This is a genomic window from Streptomyces sp. NRRL S-1813, from assembly GCF_000719605.1.
Taxonomy (GTDB): domain Bacteria; phylum Actinomycetota; class Actinomycetes; order Streptomycetales; family Streptomycetaceae; genus Streptomyces; species Streptomyces decoyicus.
Genome location: NZ_JOHB01000007.1, coordinates 1 through 20,523 on the forward strand (window position 1 = coordinate 1; position 20,523 = coordinate 20,523).

Here is a 20,523-nt window from a genome sequence, read left to right on the forward strand (position 1 = left end):
GGCTCCCACACCAGCCCAGCCACCAGCCAGCCCCCCAACACCACGAACGACAACAACAGTTGCGAGACTAGCACTCTAAGTTGGATTATATAAATGATTCATCCATCGCCGCGTCGTCCGCCAGGCCGCCGCCCGACCAAGGGAGAGCCGTGCTCGAAGTTCCCGCTCAGCCCACGCCCGCCCCCCGCGAGGCCGAGGCGGCCGCGCTGCTCGCGGCGACCGTCCACGACCCCTGGGGCCTGGTCGCTCCGTCGGTGTACGACACCGCCCGGCTGGTCTCCCTCGCCCCGTGGCTCGACGGCCACCGGGAGCGTCTCGGCTATCTGGTCGAGGAGCAGAACCAGGACGGAAGCTGGGGCGCACCCGACGGGTACGGCCTGGTACCCACGCTCAGTGCGGTGGAGGCGCTGCTGACCGAACTCGCCCGGCCGGAATCCGGCGCGCCGCACCCGCCCCACGACGACCTCGCCGCGGCCTGCGCCGGCGGTCTGGGCGCCCTCCAGGACGGTCTGCTCGCCGGTCCGGTGCCCGACACCATCGGCGTCGAGTTCGTCGCGCCGTCCCTGCTCGCGGACATCAACACCCGGCTGGCCGCGCTGACCGAGCAGGCACCCGGCAAGCTCGGGGCATGGTCCGGCACCACCCTGACGTCACCGGCGCCCGACCTGGACGGTGCGCTGCTGGCCGGCGTCCGGGAGATGACCGAGCAGGCGCCGCTGCCGGAGAAGCTGTGGCACACACTGGAGGCCATCACCCGCGACGGCACCCGCGGTGCCCGGCCGCACGAGGGCGCACCGCCGCACAACGGCTCGGTCGGCTGCTCCCCCGCCGCCACCGCCGCCTGGCTGGGCGCCTCGCCCGATCCGGCCGCGCCGGGCGTCGCCTATCTCCGTGACGTCCAGGCGCGGTTCGGCGGGCCGGTGCCCTCGATCACCCCGATCGTCTACTTCGAGCAGGCGTGGGTCCTCAACTCGCTGGCCGCCTCCGGCCTGCGCTACGAGGCCCCGGCCGCGCTCCTCGACAGCCTCGAAGCGGGTCTCACGGACGAGGGCACAGCCGCCGCCCCCGGTCTGCCGAGCGACTCCGACGACACCGCCGCCGTCCTCTTCGCCCTGGCGCAGCACGGCAGGACGCACCGCCCCGACAGCCTGATGCACTTCCGCCGGGACGGCTACTTCTCCTGCTTCGGCGTCGAGCGCACCCCCTCCACCAGCACCAACGCACACATCCTGGAGGCCCTCGGCCATCACGTCACGGTGCGCCCCGACGACGCGGGACGCTATGGCGCGGAGATCCGGATGATCAGCGACTGGCTGCTGGACAACCAGCTGCCCGACGGCAGCTGGATGGACAAGTGGCACGCCTCGCCGTACTACGCCACGGCCTGCTGTGCGCTGGCGCTCGCCGAGTTCGGCGGCCCGTCCGCACGGGCCGCGGTCGGCCGGGCCGCCGCGTGGGCACTGGCGACCCAGCGCGCCGACGGCTCCTGGGGACGCTGGCAGGGCACCACGGAGGAGACCGCGTACATGGTGCAGCTCCTGATGCGTACCCGTACCCCCGGGAGCCCGGGGACCGTCGCCCGGTCGGCGGCCCGCGGCTGCGACGCGCTGCTGGCCCACGACGACCCGGCCTCCTACCCCGGGCTCTGGCACGACAAGGACATCTACGCGCCGGTGACCGTCATCCGGGCGGCGCGGCTCGCGGCACTGGCGCTCGGCGGCGCCGAGTCCGCCGCTTCCGGAGGTGCTTGATGACCACCCGCCCCACGGCCGCCTCGCGCGGCAACAAGTACCGCTTCGCCTTCCGCACCCTCTCCTTCCTGGACGCCCACAAGAACGACCGCTCCGGTGTGGCCGAGCTCAGCGGGCCGCCCGGCCGGGCGCTCCTGGTGTGGAAGCCGGAGATCATCAGCCAGGTCTTCCGCGGCGACCGGAACATGACGCTGGAGGGCTCCGACACGCTCGGCCCGCTGGTCGGCGACACCTCGCTGCTGTTCGCCAACGGGCCGCGGCACGCCGCGTACCGCCAGGTGATCGGCCCGCGGCTGCGCGGCCGTCCGCTGCGCGGCTACGAGGAGCTGATCGCCGAGGCCACCCGGGCGGCGATCGACGAACTGCGGCCGGGCACCGACTTCCAGGTGCCCGACTGGACCCGCAGGCTCACCCTTCAGATCGTCAGCCAGATCATCCTCGGCCCGGTGGACCACGGTCTGCTGCACCGCTTCACCTCCTGGATCGAGGGGGTGCTGGGCTCGCGCGGCCGCACCCTCGCCTACCGCTATCTGCGGCTGCCGCACGCCCTGCCGTCTCCCTGGCGCACCTTTGTGCGGCAGCGCGAGAGCCTGGACAAGGAGCTGCTGTGCCCGGTGAGCGGCAAGAGCGCCGGCGGCGGTGCGGGTTCCGGTGCGCCGGAGCCGTCGCCGGCCACGCTCGCCGAGGTGCTGCGCAGCGGTGAGGAGCCGCTCGGCCCGCTGGGCGACGGCGAACTGCGTGACCAGATCGTCTCGTTGCTGTTCGCGGGCCACGAGACGACCGCCTCGGCGATCTCCTGGGCGCTGTTCTGGCTCGCGGAGCACGACGAGGTGCGCCGCGACATCATCGACGAGCTGAAGGCCACCTCCTCCAGCGGTGCGGCGGCGGAGGACGTACCGCTGCTGGACGCGGCCTGCCGGGAGGTGCTGCGGATCTCGCCGCCCGCCGTGGTGGCCGGCAACCGTGTGCTCAACGAGGGCCAGGAGATCGACGGGGTACCGCACGACGCGGGCACCCGGCTGACGCCGTGCATCTACCTGGCGCACCAGCAGCCGGATCTCTACCCGCAGCCGGAGCGCTTCGACCCGCACCGCTTCCTGGGCAAGCGCAAGTCCGCCCAGGAGTACCTGCCGTTCGGCGGCGGCACCCGCCGCTGTCTCGGTGCCGACCTCGCGATGCTGGAGATGCGGATGGTGGTGGCGGCGGTGCTGCGCCGGCGAGAACTGAAGTGCGTCAATCCGGAGACCGGGGTACCGCAGCTGCGCGGTCCGGCGATGGGTCCGAGCGAAGACCTGAGAATGACGGTGACCGAGTGTCCAGCATGACGTCGGAACTGCCCGCCGCACGCGGCGAAGGGCTGCGGAGCCTCGTCCGCATCCACCGGCTGGAATACCCCTTTCCGGTCATCTATCTCTGCCATGTCCTGTGGGGCGCCTGCCTCGCGGCGACGGGTCCGGGCAGCCTGGCCGCCGCGCCCGTCCTGATCATGCTGTTCGCCAATATCGTCGCGATCATCTCCCAGAACCCGCTCAACGCCGGTCTGGACATCCGGGCGGACACCCACACCAGCGGCAAGGAGAGCATCGCCCGCGCCACCCAGCACCTCAGCGTCCGCACCGCGTTCACCTGCGCGGCACTGGAGATGGCGCTCGCCCTCGGGCTGTCCGTCTGGGTCGCGCTCTGGCTCGGCCGGCCGCTCGTCGCGGTGGGGGTGGCGCTGTCGATCGTGCTCCACCTCGCCTACAACCTGGAGCCGGTCCGGCTGAAGCGGCGCGGCTACGCCAACCCCGCCTACTTCGGGGCGACCTTCGCCTTCCTGCCGTCGCTGTCGACGTATGCGGCGGTGCGGGCGGACGTACCGCTCAGCGCGTGGCTGTTCCTCACCGGGCTCGGCATCCTGCTGTTCGGCCGCTCCCTGTGGTGGTGCATCCCGGACCTGATCGGTGACGCCAAGGCCGGGGACCGTACGCCCGCCGTACAGCACGGCCCGCGCCATGCGCTGGTGGTGGCGTGCCTGTGGACCGCGCTCGGGCTGCTGTTCATCGGCGCCGGGCTGTGGCCGTACGGCGTCCTCTGGGCGCTGCTCGGCATCCTGGCGAGCGCCGCCTTCCTCGTGGACAAGATCAAGCTGCTGCGGCACATCTCGCGGGAGAACCTCCCGCACGAGTCCACGATGCGCAAGCACAGCCTCTCGCTGGCGATGGGCGGCGACCTCCTGCTCTGCGCCATCCCGCTGCTCGCGCTCTGACCGCCCGCCGGCCCCGCGCGCACCGACCGCCGGCCGTCCCATCCACCGGCAGAAGGCCTTCCCATGCCCCTCGATGTCCCGGCCGTCCTCGCGGCCCCGCCCACCGTCACCGACCTCACCTGGGACCACCGCGACGTCCTCCTCTACCACCTGGCGATCGGCGCGGGACGGCCCGCCACCGACCCCGGCGAGCTGCGCTACACGCTGGAGAGCGCGCTCCAGGTGCTGCCGTCCTTCGCCACCGTGGCGGGCGGCGGGCAGGCCGCGGGCGGCGGCTTCGCCCCGCCCGGCATCGACGTGGACCCCGCGGCGATGCTGCACGGCGCGCAGCGCCTCACGCTTTACCGTCCGCTGCCGGTGCACGGGAAGGCCGTCCAGACCACCCGGGTGACGGAGGTGCTGGACCGGGGCCGGGCCGCGGTGGTGGTGCTGCGCTCCGAAGTCGCGGACGCGGACGGGCCGTTGTGGACCGCCGAGGGGGACGCCCATCTGCGCGGGGAGGGCGGTTTCGGCGGCGGACCCGGCCCTGACCGGCGGCGGCCCGCGCCGGACCGGGCGCCGGACCGCGTCCTGCACCTGGCCACCCGCGAGGACCAGGCGCTGCTCTACCGGCTGTGCGGCGACTTCAACCCGCTGCACGCGGATCCGGCGGTGGCCGCGGCGGCGGGCTTCGACCGGCCGGTCCTGCACGGTCTGTGCACCTACGGCATGGTGCTCAAGGCCGTGGTGGACGCGCACCTCGGCGGCGAGGTCACCCGCGTCGCCGCGTACGGCACCCGGTTCGCCGGCGTCCTCCACCCGGGCGAGACCGTGTGCGTCCGCACCTGGCAGGAAGCGGGGGAGATCCGCGCCCTGGCCACCGCCGCCGACCGCGCGGACGCGCCCGTCCTGGCCGACACCTGTCTCACCGTGCGCTGACACCCGCCGCCCGGCCCCCGCGCCGGACGCCGCGCTCCTGTCCCGATCCGCCCGCCGTCCCGGGCCCACCGAACAGCTCACGTCTGGAGAATTCCATGGAAAAGCTCTGGCTCAACTCCGCCGACTCCCATGTCCTGGAGCCCGACGACCTCTGGGAGCGCGCCCTGCCCGCGGCGCTGCGCGACCGGGCACCGCGCTGTGTGCGCGACAACGGCCGCGAGACGGTCTACGTCGACGGCCAGGTCGTGCGGCGCGACCCGCTCGACTTCGCCGACGCCATGCGCCCGCCCGGTGCGCTGGACCACCACATCCGGCTCAAGGACCTCGACGACCAGGGCATCTGGGGCGAGGTGGTCTTCCCCTCCCGGGGTCTGTGGACCGCCGTGATGACCGACCCGGTGCTGGCCCATGAGTGCATCAAGGTCTACAACGACTGGCTGAAGTCGGACTTCCTCTCCCTGTCGCCGCGGCTGGTGGGCGCCGCGATGGTGTCCATGCTGGACACCGACGACGCGGTCGCCGAACTGTGGCGGGCCGCGGACATGGGCTACCAGACGGTCTTCCTCGCCGCGACTCCCCCGCCGGGCCGGGAGTTCAACATGGACGTGTGGGAGCCCCTGTGGGCCGCCGCCGAAGAAGCGGGCATGACGGTGAGCATCCACATCGGCACCGGCGCCGACACCGTCGTCGCGCGGGGCCCCGGCGGCGCGGTCATCAACTACGTGGAGACCCTGTTCCCCGCGCAGCGGGCGGTGGCACAGCTGGTCGCCTCGGGAGCGCTCGACCGCCATCCGGGGCTGCGGGTCCTCATCGCCGAGGCGGGCTGCGCCTGGGTGCCCGCCCTCGCCGACCGGATGGACGAGGCCTACCGCCAGCACGGCATGTTCGTACGGCCCAAGCTCTCGATGCTCCCCGGCGAGCTGGTGCGCCGCCAGGTGTACGCGTCCTTCCAGCACGACGAGACGGCGATCGGCGCGGTCACGGCGATGAACTACACCAACGTGCTGTGGGGCAGCGACTACCCGCACCTGGAAGGCACCTTCCCGCGCACCCAGGAAGTGGTGACCGAGCTGTTCGCCGGGGTGGACCCCGAGGTCCGCGACCTGATCACGCGGCGCAACTTCACCGATCTGTTCACCGTGCCCGCCCTGCCGGCCACGGTCTGACCGGGTCCCCGACCGCCTAGGAGCCACCTTGCAGCACACGACCATCGGCGACGTCCTGCGCGAACACCGCCGGTCGCATCCGGGGCGTACCGCCCTGGTCGACGGCCCTGTCCGGCTCACCTGGCCCGAGCTGGACGACCGGGTCAACCGGCTGGCCGGCTCCCTGGCTGCCTCGGGGATCGGCCGCGGCGACCGGATCATGTGGCTGGGACAGAACTCGTTCCGGGTCTACGAACTGATCGCCGCGGCCGGCAAGCTCGGCGCGATGGTGTGCGTCGGCTACTGGCGCTGGGCGCCGCCGGAAATGGAGTTCGCGCTGCGGGACTTCGACCCGCACCTCGTGGTCTGGCAGCACCAGGAGATCCACGAGACCGTCGCCCGGACCCGGGAGGCGCTGGGGTCCGACGACACCGCGCGGTGGCTGCGCCATGACAGCGCGCCACAGGACCCCGACGGATACGAGGCCTTTCTCGCCGCGGGCGGGCTCGCCGACCCGGACCTGGACATCGATCCCGACTCCCCCGTCCTGGTCCTGTACACCGCCGCGATGAGCGGGCGGCAGTGCGGTTCGCTGCTCTCCCACACCAATCTGATCGCGATGGCCACCGCGGCGGCCTGGCTGGGCGATATCGACCACACCACGGCGTTCCTCAACTCCGGCCCCATGTTCCACATCGGCAACTACCAGTTCTGGGGGATGCCGACGCTGCTGATGGCCGGCAAGAACGTCATCGTGCGGCGGGTGCTGGCCGAGGAGGTGCGGGACCTGCTCGTCGCCGAGGAGTGCACCCACGCGTTCCTGATGCCGCCCACGGTCGCGGAGATCGTCCGGCTCAACCGCGGTACGGGGCACGACCTCTCCCGGCTGCGGGCGACCGTGGCGCCCCATCTGTGGGAGGGCATGGCCACCACCGACACCAGCCGGTTCACCCGCAGCGGCGGTGCGGCCGGGCGCGGCTACGGCCAGACGGAGCTGTCCGGCTTCTCGGTCACGGCCGCGTACGGAGGACCGGCCGCCGGCAACGCGGGACGGCCGGGCCCCGGTCTGACGGTCCGCATCCTCGACACCGAGGGCCGGGAGTGCGCGGTGGGCGAGGCCGGTGAGATCTGTGCCCGCGGCACCGTCGTCCACCGGGGCTACTGGAACCGGGACGAGGTCAACGCGCACCGCTTCCGCTCCGGCTGGTGGCACACCACCGACCTCGGCCGGCGGGAGCCGGACGGCTCGATCACCTTCCTCGGCACCACGACCCGGATGCTCAAGTCGGCGGCGGAGAACATCTTCCCGGCCGAGGTGGAGAACTGCATCGAGCAGCACCCCGCGGTCCGTGAGGCGGCCGTCATCGGCGTGCCGAACACCCGCTGGGCGCAGGACGTCAAGGCGATCGTGGTCCTGGAGCCGGACGCCGGGGTGAGCGAGCGGGAGATCATCGAGCACTGCCGGCCGCGAATCGCCTCGTACAAGAAGCCCAAGTCGGTGGAGTTCACCGCAGCGCTGCCCCGGACCGTGTCGGGCGCACGGGACTACGACGCGCTCGACAAGGAGTACGGCGGGGGCGGCTACCCGGGCTCGGCGACGCTCGGCCCCGGGCGCTGAGATGAGTGACCGCCGGCCCGTGATCGTGGGCATGCACGCGACCGAACAGGCGCTGTCCCTCCCCCACCGCAGTGCGATGGACCTGGCGTTGGAGGCGGCGCGGGAGGCGGTGGCCGACGCGGGCCTGCGTCCCGCGGACGTGGACGGTGTGCAGCTGGACTGGCCGGGGCCGGGGGGTGCGCCGGACGACGGTGCCTCCTGGGCCCGGCTGTTCGGCGGCCGGCTGCACTGGACGAGCGACTCCTTCATGGACAACGCCGGGGTCCGCGGGCTGCTGAAGGCGGCCGCCGCGGTGCGCGCCGGGTACGCCGACACCGTCGTGGTGGGCGGCTGCAAGCTGGTCTCCCGGGGCACTGACCGCGCACCGGTCGGGGCCGGCCGGCCGCTGGAGTTCACCGATGTGTGGGGCGCGTACGTGGTGGCCCAGTTCGCCCTGGTCGCCTCCCGCCACATGTATGAATTCGGCACCACCGAGGAGCAGTTGGCGCAGGTCGCGGCCACCCTGCGGAACAACGGCAGCACCAACCCCGAGGCGATGATGTACGGACGCGGCCCGTACACCGCCCAGGACGTCCTGGCCTCGCGGATGATCTGTAGCCCGCTGCACCTCCTGGACTGCTGCATCGTCGGCGAGGGCGGCGCCGCCTTCGTGGTCACCACGGCCGAACGGGCCCGCGATCTGCCGCGGCCGCCGGTCGCGGTGCTCGCCGGATCGATGGAGTACCACCATGCGGCGTATGTGAATCCGGCGCTGGGCCGTGAGGTCGGGCGGATCGGTGCCGCGTCCGCCGCGCGCTGCTACGCACGGGCCGGGCTCACCGCCCACGACATCGACGTCTTCTCCCTCTACGACCCGAACTCCTTCGAGGTGATCCGGCAGCTGGAGGTGCTGGGGCTGTGCGCGGAGGGCGAGGGCGGCCTGCTCGCGGCCGACGGCGCGATCGCCCCGGACGGCAGGCATCCGGTCAACCCCGACGGCGGCTGTCTGTCCTACGCCTGGAACGGCACCCAGCAGATGACCCTGCGGGTCGTGGAGGCCGTACGCCAGCTGCGCGGCAGCGCCGTGCACCAGATCCCCGGCGCCGAGCTGGCGCTGGTCGCCAACGCGGGCTCCGGTGCGCAGCACTACGAAATGTGCCTGCTGGGAAGGAGCCGGTGATGGCCCGCCCCGTTCCCGTACCGACGGAGCTGACCCGGCCCTTCTGGGCGGCCGCGCGGCACGGCCGGCTGGTCGTTCCGGCCTGCAACCCCTGCGGCCACCGCTTCTTCGCGCCCGAACCGGTCTGCCCCGCGTGCTGGTCGGACAACTGGACCTGGGAGCCCAGCACGGGCCGCGGCACGGTGTACGCGGTGACCGTGGTGCACCGTGCCCCCGGGCCGGGCTTCGAGGTGCCCTTCGCCCTGGCCGCCGTCGATCTGGAGGACGGCGGCACCCTGCTCAGCCATGTGGTCGACGTGCCCGTCGAGCAGGTCGTGATCGGGATGCCGGTCCGGGTCAGCTTCCGGCCCGTCAGCGACGAGATCAGCCTGCCGTACTTCGTGCCGGACGGCACCCGCTGACCACCGCTGCCGCGCCCCGGCCGTACCGGGGCGCGGCAGCCCCGGTCAGCTCAGCAGCACCCGGGGGTCGTCGCTGCCGCACCCGCACCGTCCGCCCAGCACCACGCCCTCGACGCCCAGCCCGGTCTCCGCCGCACCGCGGCCCCCGCCGCCGGCGCGGGCGGAGAGGTGGATCCGGCCCCGGCGCTCCGCCACCCACCACCGCACCGAGTCGATATGGGCCCCGGGGGATTCGGGGCACTGCACGGCCAGCGCGGGACCCATGGGCGTCAGCACGCCCGCGCCGACCCCGCCCGCGGCCAGCTGCCGGACGGCGGCGGGCCGCGCCAGGAGCACCGGGACATCGCCGAAGAGATCGGCCGCCTTGCGGCACTTGGTCTGTTCCGCCACGATCTCGCCGGACAGCCCCAGCATCGCGTAGAGCTCCAGCTCCTCGTGGAAGACCAGCGACCGGCGCCAGTCCCAGGCCATCGCCTCGGCGATCGCATAGGTACAGCCGATCGCCTTCAACGCGTTGATCACCGGCAGGAACCATGCGCCCTCGTGGCCCGAGGTCGAGAGCAGGACCTGCTTGCCCCGCCCCATCCCCCATGCCGTGAAGCGCTTTTGCAGCCACATGGTGTCCCGGGCGATGTCGGACCAGGTGACCTTGAACTCCTCGCCGGCGCCGTCGGCGGCGGTGAACCGGGCCACGTAGGCGACTTCGGGCCGGCCCAGGGACGTGGCGCGCGCCAGGGATTCCGTTCGTACCATCATGACCTCACCACTCGTGTCAGCTTGCCCACGCCGCTGGAACCCGCCAGCAGCTCGTGCTCCGTACGCAGTTCCAGCACCGGAGTCACCCCGGTGCGCGCGTGAATCGCCTTGCGCAGCCGCTCCGCCAGATCCGGGGGCGGCGCGCCGGCCCCGGCGGTCTCATAGCCGACCCGGACCGTGAGCGCGCTCAGTTCGCGCTGCGGCCGGACCATCTGGAACACCCCGCCGGCGCACTCCGGCTGGTCCTCGACCGCGAGTCCGATGTCGCGCAGCATGACGGGCACTCCGCCGACCAGGGTCTCGTCGCCGCACCGGCCCCGCAGCCACATCCGGCCGTGGGTGCGCCCGCAGTCGCACGGCTTCCGGCTGAGCCGGACGAGGTCGTCGCTGCGGTAGCGGATCAGCGGCGCCGTGGGGTTGTCGAGGTCGGTGGCGACCAGCTCGCCGAGTTCCCCCTCGGGGACCTCGGCGAGGCCCTGCGGATCAAGGCACTCGGCGAAGACCGTGTCCTCCCACAGATGGAAGCCGTCGTGCCGGTCGCACTCCCACGCCATCCCGGTGTCGGCGGCGCTGGTGTACTCGAACAGCTCGATGCCCCAGTCCTGTCGGACCATCTCCCGCATCCGGCGGCTCATGGGCGCGCCGGCGAAGGCGGCGGCCTTCAGGGAGGAGAACGCCTCGCGCAGATCGAGCCGGTCCGCGAGCCGGGTCAGCTCGACGACCTGGGCGTAGGTGAGCTGCAAGAAGGCGGGCCGGTAGCGCCGGGCCGCCTCGACGACCCCGGCCATCTGCCCGGGTCCCGACTCCACGCAGACGACGGTGGTGCCCAGCGCGTGGAAGACGTAGTCGAGCAGATTGCGTATGGTGCCGGGCTGGCTCAGCACCCGGTCGCCGGGCCGCAGTCCCAGCCCCCACAGGTCGCGCAGCATCGCGGCCGGCAGCGGCGGACACTGATCCCACTGTTCGGCGAAGAACGTCGGCCGGCCGGTGGTGCCGGAGCTGGAGGAGACCGAGGTCAGCTCCGAGACGTCGGTGCAGAGCAGCCCGCCGAAGGGGTCGCCGGTGCGGTCCTGGTACGCGCGGACCATGTCCTTGGTGATCGTCGGGATGCGCCGGCGGAAGTCCTCCAACGAGCGGACGTCGCGCGGGTGGACACCGTGTCCGCTCCACAACTCCCGGTAGAACGCGGAGCGTTCGAAGACGTACGGGACGAGTTCGAGGATGCGCGCTTCCTGCCGGGCCAGCAGCCGCTCCCTGGGCAGGGTCTCTGCCTCCGGATCGAAGAACTCTCTGTCGGGCATGGCTCTCCCTTACCTCCAGGTACCTAACCCGCTATATTAGTTAACTAATATAGTCCTTTGAGGGTGGCGGTGGGAGGGTGGACGCAGTGACCGGCCCGGAGATCGAGCGGCGTCTGGCACGGGTGGAAGCACACCTGGCGATCCAGCAGCTCGCGTTCCGCTATGCGCTCGCCGTCGACGCACGCGACCTGGACGCATGGGTGGGGTGCTTCCACCCCGACGTGGACATGGGGCGGGCCGGCCGCGGCCGCGACGTGCTGCGCCACCACATCGCACCGATGCTGCGCACCTTCCACCGGTCGGTGCACCACATCACCGGCCATCGCATCGAGTGGCAGGGGACGCAGCGGGCGACCGGGACGGTCTACTGCCGCGCCGAGCACGAGGTGGACGACCGCTGGATCGTCATGGCGATCTGCTACTTCGACGACTACGCGTGCGTGGACGGCGAATGGCTCTTCACCCGGCGCCGTGAACGGCACTGGTACGCCGCCGATGTGACGGACCGCCCGCAGGCCGTCGGCTTTGCGGACTGGCCGCCCGCGGGACACCCCGCCCTCCCGCACTCCTTCCCCACCTGGCAGACCTTCTGGGGCGACGACGCCCCCGTACCGCACGCGAAAGGGCACACCACTCCATGACTTCCCACCAGCGCCTGGCCGGGACGACGGCTCTGGTCACCGGCGGCGGCCAGGGCATCGGCCGGGGCATCGCCCTGGCGCTGGCCGCCGACGGCGCCGACGTCGTCGTCACCGGGCGCACCGAGAAAACGCTGCGGGCCGTGGTCGCCGAGATCGAGGAGCGCGGGGCCGCCGGGCACGCCGTCGTCGCTGACGTGGGGCAGCGCGACGAGGTCGACCGCATGGTCGAGGAGACCGTCCGGACCTTCGGGGGGCTGGACATCCTCGTCAACAACGCCCAGTCGGTCGTGCAGCGGCCGCTGGCGGAAACCAGCTACGAGGACCTCGAACTCGCCTACCGCAGCGGCCCGTTGGGCACCTTCCACGCAATGCGTGCGGCCCTGCCGTACCTGAAGCGGCGCGGCGGCAGCATCGTCAACCTCGCCTCCTCCGCGGCGCTCATCGGCCAGGAAGGCTTCGCCTCCTACGCGATGGCGAAGGAGGCGATCCGCGGGCTCACCCGGGTCGCCGCCCGGGAGTGGGGCCCGTACGGCATCCGGGTCAACGCGATCTGCCCGGTCTCGCTCAGCCCCGGCGCGGCCGCGTACTTCGAGGCGCACCCCGAGAAGCACGCCGAGGTGCTGTCGGAGATTCCGCTCGGCCGGCTCGGGGACGCCGAGCAGGACATCGGCCGGGCCGTGGTGGCGCTGGCCGACGACGGGATGCGCTACCTCACCGGCGCCACCCTCGTCCTCGAAGGCGGCCGCACGATCGTGCACTGAGGCGCCGCTCCCCCTCCCCAGAACCTTTCCCGGTACCCACCGCGTACCGGCGTCGGCAACCCCGCACGTTCCTTTGCAGATTGGAGGCGGACGGTGTTTTTCAGAGCGCTCAGAGTCGTCCTTGCGACGCTGATGCGGATCGTCTTCCGGCCGCATATCGACGGCACCGAACACATTCCCACCACAGGCCCCTGCATCATCGCGGCGAATCACCTGTCGTTCTCCGACCATGTCTTCATCGCGCTGGCCGTCAAGCGCCCCGTTGCCTTCATCGGGAAGGCCGAGCGGCTGACCGGGAAAGGCGTCAAAGGCCGGCTCGCCGCCTGCTTCTTCCGGGCCATCGGGCTGGTTCCGGTCGAGCGCGACGGCGGTCACGGCGGTGTGGCCGCGCTCCAGCTCGCCGAGCGCGTACTGGGCGAGGGAAAGATCTTCGGTATTCATCCGGAAGGCACCCGCACCCACGACGGCCGCCTCTACCGCGGCCGTACCGGGGTCGGTTATCTGGCCCTGCTCACCGGGGCACCGGTGATTCCGTGCGGGCTGATCGGCACCGAAAAGGTCCAGCCGCCCGGGACGCTGATGTTCCGCCCTCACCGCTTCCGGCTGCGCTTCGGCGCCCCCATGGATTTCTCGGAGCACCGGGGGCGGTCCGGCGAGGCGCGTCTGCGCCGTCAGGTGGCCGACCAGGTCATGCACGAGATCGCGGTGCTCTCCGGTCAGGAGTACGTCGACATGTACGCCACCAAGGCGAAGGCACTCGCCACCGTCAGCGAATAAGGGTTCCTGGAGAAATACGTGCTGTCACAGATCCTCGACCGTCTCAGAGATCCGATCGTCTTCGCCCTGCCCGCCGTCGGCCTGCTGGTCGCCGTGGAAATGCTGGCCCTGCGCTTCGGCGACGACAAGGACGCCAAGGGCTTCGACGCCCGCGACACCCGGGCCAGCGTGCTGACCGGGCTGGGCGCGCTGGTGGTGTCCACGCTGCTGCGCGCCGCGGCGCTCGGGCTCTACGCGGTGGTCTATACGTACCTCGCCCCGTTCCATCTGCCGGCCGACGCCTGGTGGACCTGGGTGGTGCTCTTCTTCGGCGTCGAATTCCTGCTGTACTGGTATCACCGTTCGGCCCATATGATCCGGATCATCTGGGCCGGTCACCAAGTCCACCATTCCAGCGAGTACTTCAATACCTCGACGGCGCTGCGGCGCAAGTGGGCGCAGTGGTTCGAAAAGCTCGTCTGGCTTCCGCTGCCGCTGCTGGGTGTGCCGCCGGTACTGGTCTTCACCATGCACTCCTTCCACCTGATCTACGGTCTGTTCGCCCACACCGAAAAGGTCGGAAAGCTGCCGCGCCCGCTGGAATTCCTCTTGGTGACGCCGTCGCACCACCGTGTCCACCACGGCACGGAACCGGAGTATCTCGACAAGAACTTCGGCAGCATTCTCATCATCTGGGACCGGATGTTCGGCACCTTCCAGCCGGAGGGCCGACGCCCCACCTACGGGCTGACGAAGCAGATCAACACCTACAGCATCTGGAAGATCCAGGTGCATGAATTCGCCACCATGGCCCGGGAGGTACGCGGCGCCGACACCTGGCGGCACCGCATGGGTTATCTCTTCGGCCGGCCGGGCTGGCGCCCGGAATCCCAAAAGCAGCAGGACACTTCGCCGGCACTTCCGGCACACGCACAGAGCTGAGCAGAGGGGAATTCCGTGGACCACCTCCACAGCACACATCGCGAGCCCTCGGCCCGGCCCGCCCCGCGTCGTGGCGCGGCACAACTGCGCGCCCTTTTCGACGCCCCCGGCACCGTGCGCATCGCCGGCGCCCACAACCCGCTGGGCGCCCGCCTGGCGGAACGCGCGGGGTTCGACGGCATCTGGTCGAGCGGTCTGGAGATCTCGGCGTCCCAGGGCCTGCCCGACGCGGACATCCTGACCATGACCGAACTCCTGGGCGTCGCCGGGTCGATGGCGTCCGCGGTCGGCGTGCCCGTGGTCGCCGACTGCGACGCCGGGTACGGCAACGCCAACAATGTCATGCACATGGTCCGACGCTACGAAGCCGCCGGTATCGCCGCCGTCACCATCGAGGACAAGCGTTTCCCCAAGGTCAACAGCTTCATACCGGGCCGTCAGGAGCTGGCGTCCGTACCGGAGTTCTGCGGCCGGATCGAAGCCGCCAAGGAAGCCCAGCGGGACCCCGACTTCATGGTGATCGCCCGGATCGAGGCCCTGATCGCCGGCTGGGACCTGGACGAGGCGCTCCGCCGCGGGGAGGCCTACGCCGCGGCCGGCGCCGACGCGGTCCTCATCCACGCCAAGTCCGGCTCCCCGCAGCCGGTGCTGGACTTCCTCCAGCGGTGGCACCTCCCGCAGCCGGTGGTCGTGGTGCCCACCACGTACCACACCATCTCGGCCGGTGAACTGGGCGCGGCCGGCGCCAAGATGGTCGTCTACGCCAACCACGGGCTGCGGGCCGGGATCCAGGCCGTCAGCCAGACCTTCGAGACGATCCTCAAGGACGGCCGTAGCACCGCCGTCGAGGACCGCATCGCCCCGCTGAAGACCGTCTTCGACCTCCAGGGCATGGACGAGTTCAAGGAGAACGAGAAGCGGTTCGTCCGCGGTGCCGCACCGGAGGCGCCCCCGGCCCCGGCCCCCGAGCGCGACGGCGAGCCGGCGGACCACGCACGCCCGGTCCCCGCGCTGACCGGAGGGGACGCCCCGTGACCGCCGCGCCCGCCCTGCCCCGCACGCTCGATCCGGCCGTGGTCGTCCGCACGTTCCGCGAGGCGGGCCTGGGCCCCTTCAGCGGGGTGCCCTGCTCGTTCCTCGGGCCGGTGATCAGCGCTCTCCAGCAGGAACACCCGGCGGACTACCTCACCACCGCCAACGAGGGCGAGGCCGTGGCCATCGCCGCCGGCGCCCGGCTGGCCGGCCGGCTGCCCGTCGTCATCCTCCAGAACTCCGGCCTGGGCAACGCGGTCAACCCGCTCACCTCGCTGTGCCACACCCTGCGGCTCCCCGTCCTGCTGCTGATCACCTGGCGCGGCCGCCCCGGCTCCCCCGACGAGCCGCAGCACGAGCTGATGGGACGGATCACGCCCGGCCTGCTCACCGCGATGGAGATCCGCCATGAGGTGCTGCCCGCAGAGCAGACCGCCCTCGCGGAACGGCTCGGTGTCGCCGTGGACCATATGCGCAGCACCCGGCTGCCGTACGCGTTCGTGGTGCCCAAGGGCCTCGTGGCGCCGTACGAGGGGCCCGACGCCCGGCCCGCGCCGCGGCCGGAGCGGATGCTCCGCACCGCGGCGATCGCGGAGGTGATGCGCGCCGTCGACGCCCGCACACCGGTGATCGCCACCACCGGCAAGACGGCCCGCGAACTGGAGCGCGACTGGGACCGTCCGGAGAATCTGTATGTCGTCGGCTCGATGGGCTGCGCCTCCAGCGTGGCCCTCGGGGTCGCCCTGCACTCGTCGGCCCGGCAGGTCGTGGTGCTGGACGGCGACGGTGCGGCGCTGATGCGGATGGAGGCGCTGGCCACCATCGGCCGGGCCGGTCCGGCCGGTCTGGTGCATGTGCTGCTCGACAACGAGGCCTACGACTCGACCGGTACCCAGCCGACCGGGTCCGCCGCCACCGACTTCGCCGCCGTCGCCGCGGCCTGCGGCTACCGCTCGACGGCCGATGTGGACGACGCCGCGGGGCTGCGCGCCGCCCTCGCCGATGCCCGGCCGGGCGCCGCGGGACCCCGGCTGATCAGGGTCCGTATCGCACCCGGCTCCGATCCGCGGCTGGGCCGTCCCGCACTGAGTCCTCCCGTGTCCGCCGCCCGCTTCCAGGAGGCGATCGCCCCGTGACCACCGACGAGCAGCCGCAGCGGCTGGTGCTGATGAACCCGGGCCCGGTCGTCACCGACGACCGTGTCAGGTCCGCGCTCTCGGGGCCCGACATGTGCCATCGCGAGCGGGACTTCGCCACGCTGATGACCCGCGTACGGTCCAAGGTCACCCGGATCTCGGGCGGCGGCGGGGACCATACCGCCGTGGTCCTGACCGGTTCGGGGACCTCCGCGGTGGAGGCCGCGATCGTCTCGGCGGTCCCGGCGCACGGCGGCCTGCTGGTCCTGGACAACGGCCATTACGGGCACCGGCTGCACGAGATCGCCACGCCGTACGGCATCCCGTCCCGGCGGCTGGAGTTCGGCTGGGGCACCCCGCTCAGCCTCGGCGCGGTGGAGCGCGCGCTGCGGGACGACCCCCGTCTCACCCACGTGGGCGTGGTGCATCACGAGACCAGCACCGGAATGCTCAATGACGTCGCGGCCGTCGCGGCGCTCGCGCACCGTTACGGCCGGGAGGTCGTGGTGGACGCGGTCAGCAGCGTCGGGTGCGAGCCGCTCTCGCTGGAGCGGGACGGGATCGACTGGCTCGCGGGATCGGCCAACAAGTGCCTGGAGGGCGCGCCCGGCCTGTCCTTCGTGTGTGCGCGCAGGGACGCCTTCGTCGCGCTGGCCACCGGGCCCCGCCGCACCCACTACCTCGACCTCCACCGGCACTTCACGGCCCAGGAGAAGGCCGGGGCACCGGCGTTCACACCGGCCGTACCGGCCTTCCACGCCTTCGACATCGCCCTCGACCTGGCACTGGCGGAGGGCGTGGCGGGGCGGCGGGCCCGCTACGACGCCCTGGCCGGCCGGCTGCGCGAGGGCCTGGCGCGGCTCGGCCTGCGACTGCTGCTGCCCGCTGGACAACGGGCCGTGGGGCTGACCGCCGTCCGCCTTCCCGACGAGGTCGGCTTCGAGGCCCTGCACTCCGCGCTCAGGGCCGAGGGGTTCGTCATCTACGCCGCCCAGGAGCAGCTGGCCCAGGGCTTCTTCCGGCTGTCCACGATGGGACAGCTCACCGAGGACGACATCGAGCGCTTCCTCGCCACGCTCGCCCGTCTGCTGCCCCGGCTCACGGCAACGCCGTCCGCGGGCGCCACCGGAGCGGTCCGATGAACGACCGCCCCGCACCCACCGCGCCACGTGCCCCGTTCCGTCTGGCGATCGTCGGGGGCGGCCCGCGCGCCACCTACGTCCTGGAGCGCCTCTCGGCGGACGCCGCGGGGCCGGGCCGGGAAGGGCGGCTGGAGGTGCGGGTTTACGAGCGGACCGGTGAGTTCGGCGCCGGCCAGGCCCACAGCCCCACCCAGCCCGCCACCAGCTTCCTCAACCGGATCGCCGGCCAGGTGAGCTTCGCGGCGGACGAGTCGATGCCCGGCGCCGGCCCGCTGCGGCCGCGTGCCGGGCGCCCCACACTGCACGAGTGGTGCCGGCGGCGGTTCGCCGAGACCGGTGAACCGGACTTCGATCTCGGCCCCGAGGACTGGCCGAAGCGCTACGTCCACGGGCTCGCCCTCCAGGACAGCTTCACGGCCTATGTGCGCGAACTGCGGTCCCACGGCGTGCCGGTGCACCTCTGCCCCGACGAGGTGGTGGACGTGGCCCGGCAGGACACGGGCTTCGAGCTCCGTACGGCGGCCGGGGAGCGCCACCGCGCCGATCACGTCCTGCTCGTCACCGGGCACGGGCCGCACGACCCCGAGCGGTTCCCGGCCGGCCGCGAGCGCGCCGCGTTCGCCCGGCGCACCCGCTCCACGTACCTCCCGTCCGCCTACCCCCTCGCCACCACGCTCTCCCCCGCGGTCACCGGGCCCGGCACGGTCGTGGGCTGTGCCGGAATGGGGCTGACGGCGATCGATGTCGTCCTGCACCTCACCGAGGGGCGGGGCGGCAGCTTCGTCCCCGATGCCCGGCACGGGCTGCGCTATGTCCCCAGCGGCCGGGAGCCGTCGTCCCTCGTGGCCTTCAGCGACGCCGGGATGTTCACCTTCGCCCGTCCGCACCACGCGAAGGAACAGGGCGGCGAACCGGGCGCCGGCATACGGGAGCACCAGGGCGTCTTCTTCACCCGCGAGGCCGTCGACCGGCTCCGCGCGAGCGTCGGGACAGCCCCCGCCGCTGCGGCGCTCGCCCAGCTCGACTTCGACCGCGAGGTGCTGCCGCTGGTCGTCCTGGAGATGGCCCAGCTGCACTACGCCACGCTGTTCCGGCCCGCCGCCCGCTTCCTGGCGGAGCGTTCCGCCGCGGTCTGGCGTGCCTTCCTCGACGGCGCCTGCACCGCGGCGGGTCCGCCGGACGATCCCGAACGGCTGCTGGGCCCGCTGCGGGCCGCGGTGGACGAGATCGGCGCCGTGCTGGAGCGGGTACTGGCCGGAAAAGAAGCACCGGCCACGGCCGGCGCCCGGGTGCGGGAGTGGCCGGTCGAGGCGACCCTCGCCCACTGGACGGGTGTCGTCTTCGGCGACGACGCCCGGGAACGGCTGCGGGAAGCCGGGAACGACCCGGCCGCCCTCCAGCGCGGCGCCGCGGCCTGGCGCTCCCCCTGGCAGCTCGACGAGAGCCCGACCGGAAACCGCTTCAGCTGGCACCGCACGATCGCTCCGGTCCCGCGGTCCGCGTATGCCACGCCAGGCCAGTACCGGGCGGCCCTGCTCCGGGCCATGGCCACCGACCGCGTCTGGGCGCGGCAGGGCAATACCGACAACCCCCACAAGGCGGCGACCGACGGTGTCTGGCGCGATCTGCGGTCCGTCCTGTCCTACGCGGTCGACGACGCCGGGCTGACCGCGTCGTCGCACCGCGCCTTCCTCGCCCGGCACACCCGGCATCACAACCGGCTGGCGAACGGGGCCGCCGTCGAGGTGATGACCCGGATCGAGGCGCTCGCCCGGCACGGGCTGCTCGATCTGACGACCGGCCCGGGAGCGAGGGTGGAAACGGACGACACCGAGGGGAGGTTCCGCGTCACGGGACCGGCGACGGGCGCGGTGCACCTGGTGGACACCCTGGTGGACGCCCGTATCCATCCCTTCGATCCGCGGCTGGACTCCGCTCCGCTGTTCCGCCGGCTGACGGAGCGCGGGCTGGTACGGCTGTGGCGCAACGAGTCCGCCGACGGCACATCCTTCGAGCCGGGAGGTCTCGATCTGACCGCCGGGTTCCATCCGGTACGGGCCGACGGCTCGGCCGAGCCCGGCCTCACGGTCCTGGGTCCGGCCGCGGAGGGCCGCCGCTCCTTCCTGCTCTCCGCCCTGCGGCCGGACCGCGACCACTACGTCATGCGCGATGTCATCAACTGGCTGACCGCATTCCGGGAAGCCCTGACTGCTCACCATGAGGAGCGCGAATGCGGACGTTGACCTGTGACCCGGTGCTGCACTGCGACGACATCATGGTCGTCTTCGAGGGCAAGGACCGGCTGATCCTCCACCGGGGCGAGGGCGAGCAGTGGCGGGTCCGTGCCCTGTGGCCGGAGCCTGCCGACGTCCGGGCGCTGCACGCCCACCTCGGCGAGGGCCGCCCCCTCCTCGTCGTCCTGGACGGCGAGCCGCCCGTCGTCCCCCTGCTCCCCGAGGAATGCGCCGGTGCGGCCTGGGGCCCGGACCTCGCGGGGGTCAGCACGGACGACGGGGAGCTGGTCGAGTTCCGCATCCCCCGGCTGGACTGGCTGCCGGCCGCGCTCCGCAGCCGCGGACTGGACCACCTCCAGGAGTGCGAGCGGCTGCTCGCCCACTACCCGCACCCGCTGCTGCCGCCGCTGCTGGTCGCTCCGCCGCGGAGCGACGCCCCGCACGTCCGCTTCGCCTACCGCACCGGCAGCGCCGCGATCTCCGCCTCGCACATGGCCAAGGTCGCCTCCTACCTCTTCGGCGATCCGGAAGGGCCCGCCGATATCCCCTGCCCGCCCGTTCCCACCCACCGCTGATCAGAGG

Annotated in this window: 19 protein-coding genes; 17 read left to right on the forward strand and 2 right to left on the reverse strand. The window is 72.4% G+C overall.

Translation table 11 applies throughout. The features are described 5' to 3' along the window. Positions 1-149: 149 nt before the first annotated feature. The 8 genes from IF67_RS0113160 (at position 150) to IF67_RS0113195 (ending at position 9,240) form a co-directional block, all read left to right on the forward strand. Positions 150-1,751, forward strand: coding sequence for a prenyltransferase/squalene oxidase repeat-containing protein (locus IF67_RS0113160; RefSeq protein ID WP_037839300.1), 1,602 nt, complete (start codon positions 150-152; stop codon positions 1,749-1,751). Continuing rightward, positions 1,751-3,076 carry a cytochrome P450 gene (locus IF67_RS0113165; RefSeq protein ID WP_030985276.1) on the forward strand — a complete coding sequence of 442 codons (1,326 nt, stop codon included), beginning with the start codon at positions 1,751-1,753 and terminating at the stop codon, positions 3,074-3,076. The genes IF67_RS0113160 and IF67_RS0113165 overlap by 1 nt, the downstream gene beginning before the upstream one ends. Continuing rightward, positions 3,073-3,999, forward strand: a complete 927-nt coding sequence (locus IF67_RS0113170) for a UbiA prenyltransferase family protein (protein WP_030985278.1) — start codon at positions 3,073-3,075, stop codon at positions 3,997-3,999. The genes IF67_RS0113165 and IF67_RS0113170 overlap by 4 nt, the downstream gene beginning before the upstream one ends. Before the next feature lie 63 nt (positions 4,000-4,062). Further along, positions 4,063-4,917, forward strand: a complete 855-nt coding sequence (locus tag IF67_RS0113175; RefSeq protein ID WP_030985279.1) for a MaoC/PaaZ C-terminal domain-containing protein — start codon at positions 4,063-4,065, stop codon at positions 4,915-4,917. Positions 4,918-5,012: 95 nt separating this feature from the next. Continuing rightward, a complete protein-coding gene (locus IF67_RS0113180; protein ID WP_030985281.1) occupies positions 5,013-6,083 on the forward strand; it encodes an amidohydrolase family protein in 1,071 nt (356 codons plus the stop codon). A 28-nt stretch (positions 6,084-6,111) separates the two neighbouring features. Then, the gene (locus IF67_RS0113185; RefSeq protein ID WP_030985283.1) at positions 6,112-7,680 is read left to right on the forward strand and encodes an AMP-binding protein; all 1,569 of its coding nucleotides are present in this window, start codon (positions 6,112-6,114) and stop codon (positions 7,678-7,680) included. 1 nt (position 7,681) lies between these two features. Continuing rightward, positions 7,682-8,839, forward strand: coding sequence for a thiolase family protein (locus IF67_RS0113190; RefSeq protein ID WP_030985284.1), 1,158 nt, complete (start codon positions 7,682-7,684; stop codon positions 8,837-8,839). Beyond that, entirely contained in the window at positions 8,839-9,240 is a 402-nt protein-coding gene (locus IF67_RS0113195) for a Zn-ribbon domain-containing OB-fold protein (protein WP_030985286.1), read from the forward strand. Before IF67_RS0113190 ends, IF67_RS0113195 begins: the two co-directional genes overlap by 1 nt. Positions 9,241-9,285: 45 nt before the next feature. On the opposite strand, the gene IF67_RS0113200 is transcribed toward IF67_RS0113195, so the two are convergent. Both IF67_RS0113200 and IF67_RS0113205 read right to left on the reverse strand, forming a co-directional pair. Then, on the reverse strand, positions 9,286-9,996 hold the full coding sequence (locus IF67_RS0113200; RefSeq protein ID WP_158713082.1) for a hypothetical protein: 711 nt from the start codon (positions 9,994-9,996) through the stop codon (positions 9,286-9,288). Then, positions 9,993-11,297 carry a phenylacetate--CoA ligase family protein gene (locus IF67_RS0113205; protein WP_030985290.1) on the reverse strand — a complete coding sequence of 435 codons (1,305 nt, stop codon included), beginning with the start codon at positions 11,295-11,297 and terminating at the stop codon, positions 9,993-9,995. Before IF67_RS0113205 ends, IF67_RS0113200 begins: the two co-directional genes overlap by 4 nt. Positions 11,298-11,374: 77 nt before the next feature. Between IF67_RS0113205 and IF67_RS0113210 the strand changes: the two genes are divergently transcribed. From IF67_RS0113210 to IF67_RS40295, 9 genes are all read left to right on the forward strand, one after another. Next, positions 11,375-11,938 carry a nuclear transport factor 2 family protein gene (locus IF67_RS0113210; protein WP_234341077.1) on the forward strand — a complete coding sequence of 188 codons (564 nt, stop codon included), beginning with the start codon at positions 11,375-11,377 and terminating at the stop codon, positions 11,936-11,938. Next, positions 11,935-12,699 carry an SDR family NAD(P)-dependent oxidoreductase gene (locus IF67_RS0113215; protein WP_030985297.1) on the forward strand — a complete coding sequence of 255 codons (765 nt, stop codon included), beginning with the start codon at positions 11,935-11,937 and terminating at the stop codon, positions 12,697-12,699. The genes IF67_RS0113210 and IF67_RS0113215 overlap by 4 nt, the downstream gene beginning before the upstream one ends. Before the next feature lie 132 nt (positions 12,700-12,831). After that, on the forward strand, positions 12,832-13,476 hold the full coding sequence (locus tag IF67_RS0113220; protein ID WP_051817978.1) for a lysophospholipid acyltransferase family protein: 645 nt from the start codon (positions 12,832-12,834) through the stop codon (positions 13,474-13,476). Between the two features lie 18 nt (positions 13,477-13,494). After that, positions 13,495-14,397, forward strand: coding sequence for a sterol desaturase family protein (locus IF67_RS0113225; protein WP_030985299.1), 903 nt, complete (start codon positions 13,495-13,497; stop codon positions 14,395-14,397). 15 nt (positions 14,398-14,412) lie between these two features. Beyond that, positions 14,413-15,432: an isocitrate lyase/phosphoenolpyruvate mutase family protein gene (locus tag IF67_RS0113230; RefSeq protein ID WP_063754341.1), complete on the forward strand. Its 1,020-nt coding sequence runs from the start codon at positions 14,413-14,415 to the stop codon at positions 15,430-15,432. Next, entirely contained in the window at positions 15,429-16,565 is a 1,137-nt protein-coding gene (aepY, locus tag IF67_RS0113235) for a phosphonopyruvate decarboxylase (RefSeq protein ID WP_234341078.1), read from the forward strand. Before IF67_RS0113230 ends, aepY begins: the two co-directional genes overlap by 4 nt. After that, on the forward strand, positions 16,562-17,707 hold the full coding sequence (locus tag IF67_RS0113240) for a 2-aminoethylphosphonate aminotransferase (protein ID WP_234341079.1): 1,146 nt from the start codon (positions 16,562-16,564) through the stop codon (positions 17,705-17,707). The genes aepY and IF67_RS0113240 overlap by 4 nt, the downstream gene beginning before the upstream one ends. After that, entirely contained in the window at positions 17,704-19,950 is a 2,247-nt protein-coding gene (locus IF67_RS0113245) for an FAD/NAD(P)-binding protein (protein WP_051817981.1), read from the forward strand. Before IF67_RS0113240 ends, IF67_RS0113245 begins: the two co-directional genes overlap by 4 nt. Continuing rightward, positions 19,938-20,516: a hypothetical protein gene (locus IF67_RS40295; protein ID WP_051817983.1), complete on the forward strand. Its 579-nt coding sequence runs from the start codon at positions 19,938-19,940 to the stop codon at positions 20,514-20,516. The genes IF67_RS0113245 and IF67_RS40295 overlap by 13 nt, the downstream gene beginning before the upstream one ends. The last annotated feature ends 7 nt before the right edge of the window (positions 20,517-20,523 follow it).

What these genes read in the sequence shown, in the direction of transcription:
- IF67_RS0113180 (WP_030985281.1), top strand. Translation starts at nt 5,013, where the DNA reads ATGGAAAAGCTCTGGCTCAACTCCGCCGACTCCCATGTCCTGGAGCCC.
- IF67_RS40295 (WP_051817983.1), top strand. Translation starts at nt 19,938, where the DNA reads ATGCGGACGTTGACCTGTGACCCGGTGCTGCACTGCGACGACATCATG.
- IF67_RS0113205 (WP_030985290.1), bottom strand. Translation starts at nt 11,297, where the DNA reads ATGCCCGACAGAGAGTTCTTCGATCCGGAGGCAGAGACCCTGCCCAGG.
- IF67_RS0113190 (WP_030985284.1), top strand. Translation starts at nt 7,682, where the DNA reads ATGAGTGACCGCCGGCCCGTGATCGTGGGCATGCACGCGACCGAACAG.
- IF67_RS0113170 (WP_030985278.1), top strand. Translation starts at nt 3,073, where the DNA reads ATGACGTCGGAACTGCCCGCCGCACGCGGCGAAGGGCTGCGGAGCCTC.
- IF67_RS0113215 (WP_030985297.1), top strand. Translation starts at nt 11,935, where the DNA reads ATGACTTCCCACCAGCGCCTGGCCGGGACGACGGCTCTGGTCACCGGC.
- IF67_RS0113200 (WP_158713082.1), bottom strand. Translation starts at nt 9,996, where the DNA reads ATGATGGTACGAACGGAATCCCTGGCGCGCGCCACGTCCCTGGGCCGG.
- IF67_RS0113245 (WP_051817981.1), top strand. Translation starts at nt 17,704, where the DNA reads ATGAACGACCGCCCCGCACCCACCGCGCCACGTGCCCCGTTCCGTCTG.
- IF67_RS0113195 (WP_030985286.1), top strand. Translation starts at nt 8,839, where the DNA reads ATGGCCCGCCCCGTTCCCGTACCGACGGAGCTGACCCGGCCCTTCTGG.
- IF67_RS0113175 (WP_030985279.1), top strand. Translation starts at nt 4,063, where the DNA reads ATGCCCCTCGATGTCCCGGCCGTCCTCGCGGCCCCGCCCACCGTCACC.
- IF67_RS0113220 (WP_051817978.1), top strand. Translation starts at nt 12,832, where the DNA reads ATGCGGATCGTCTTCCGGCCGCATATCGACGGCACCGAACACATTCCC.
- IF67_RS0113165 (WP_030985276.1), top strand. Translation starts at nt 1,751, where the DNA reads ATGACCACCCGCCCCACGGCCGCCTCGCGCGGCAACAAGTACCGCTTC.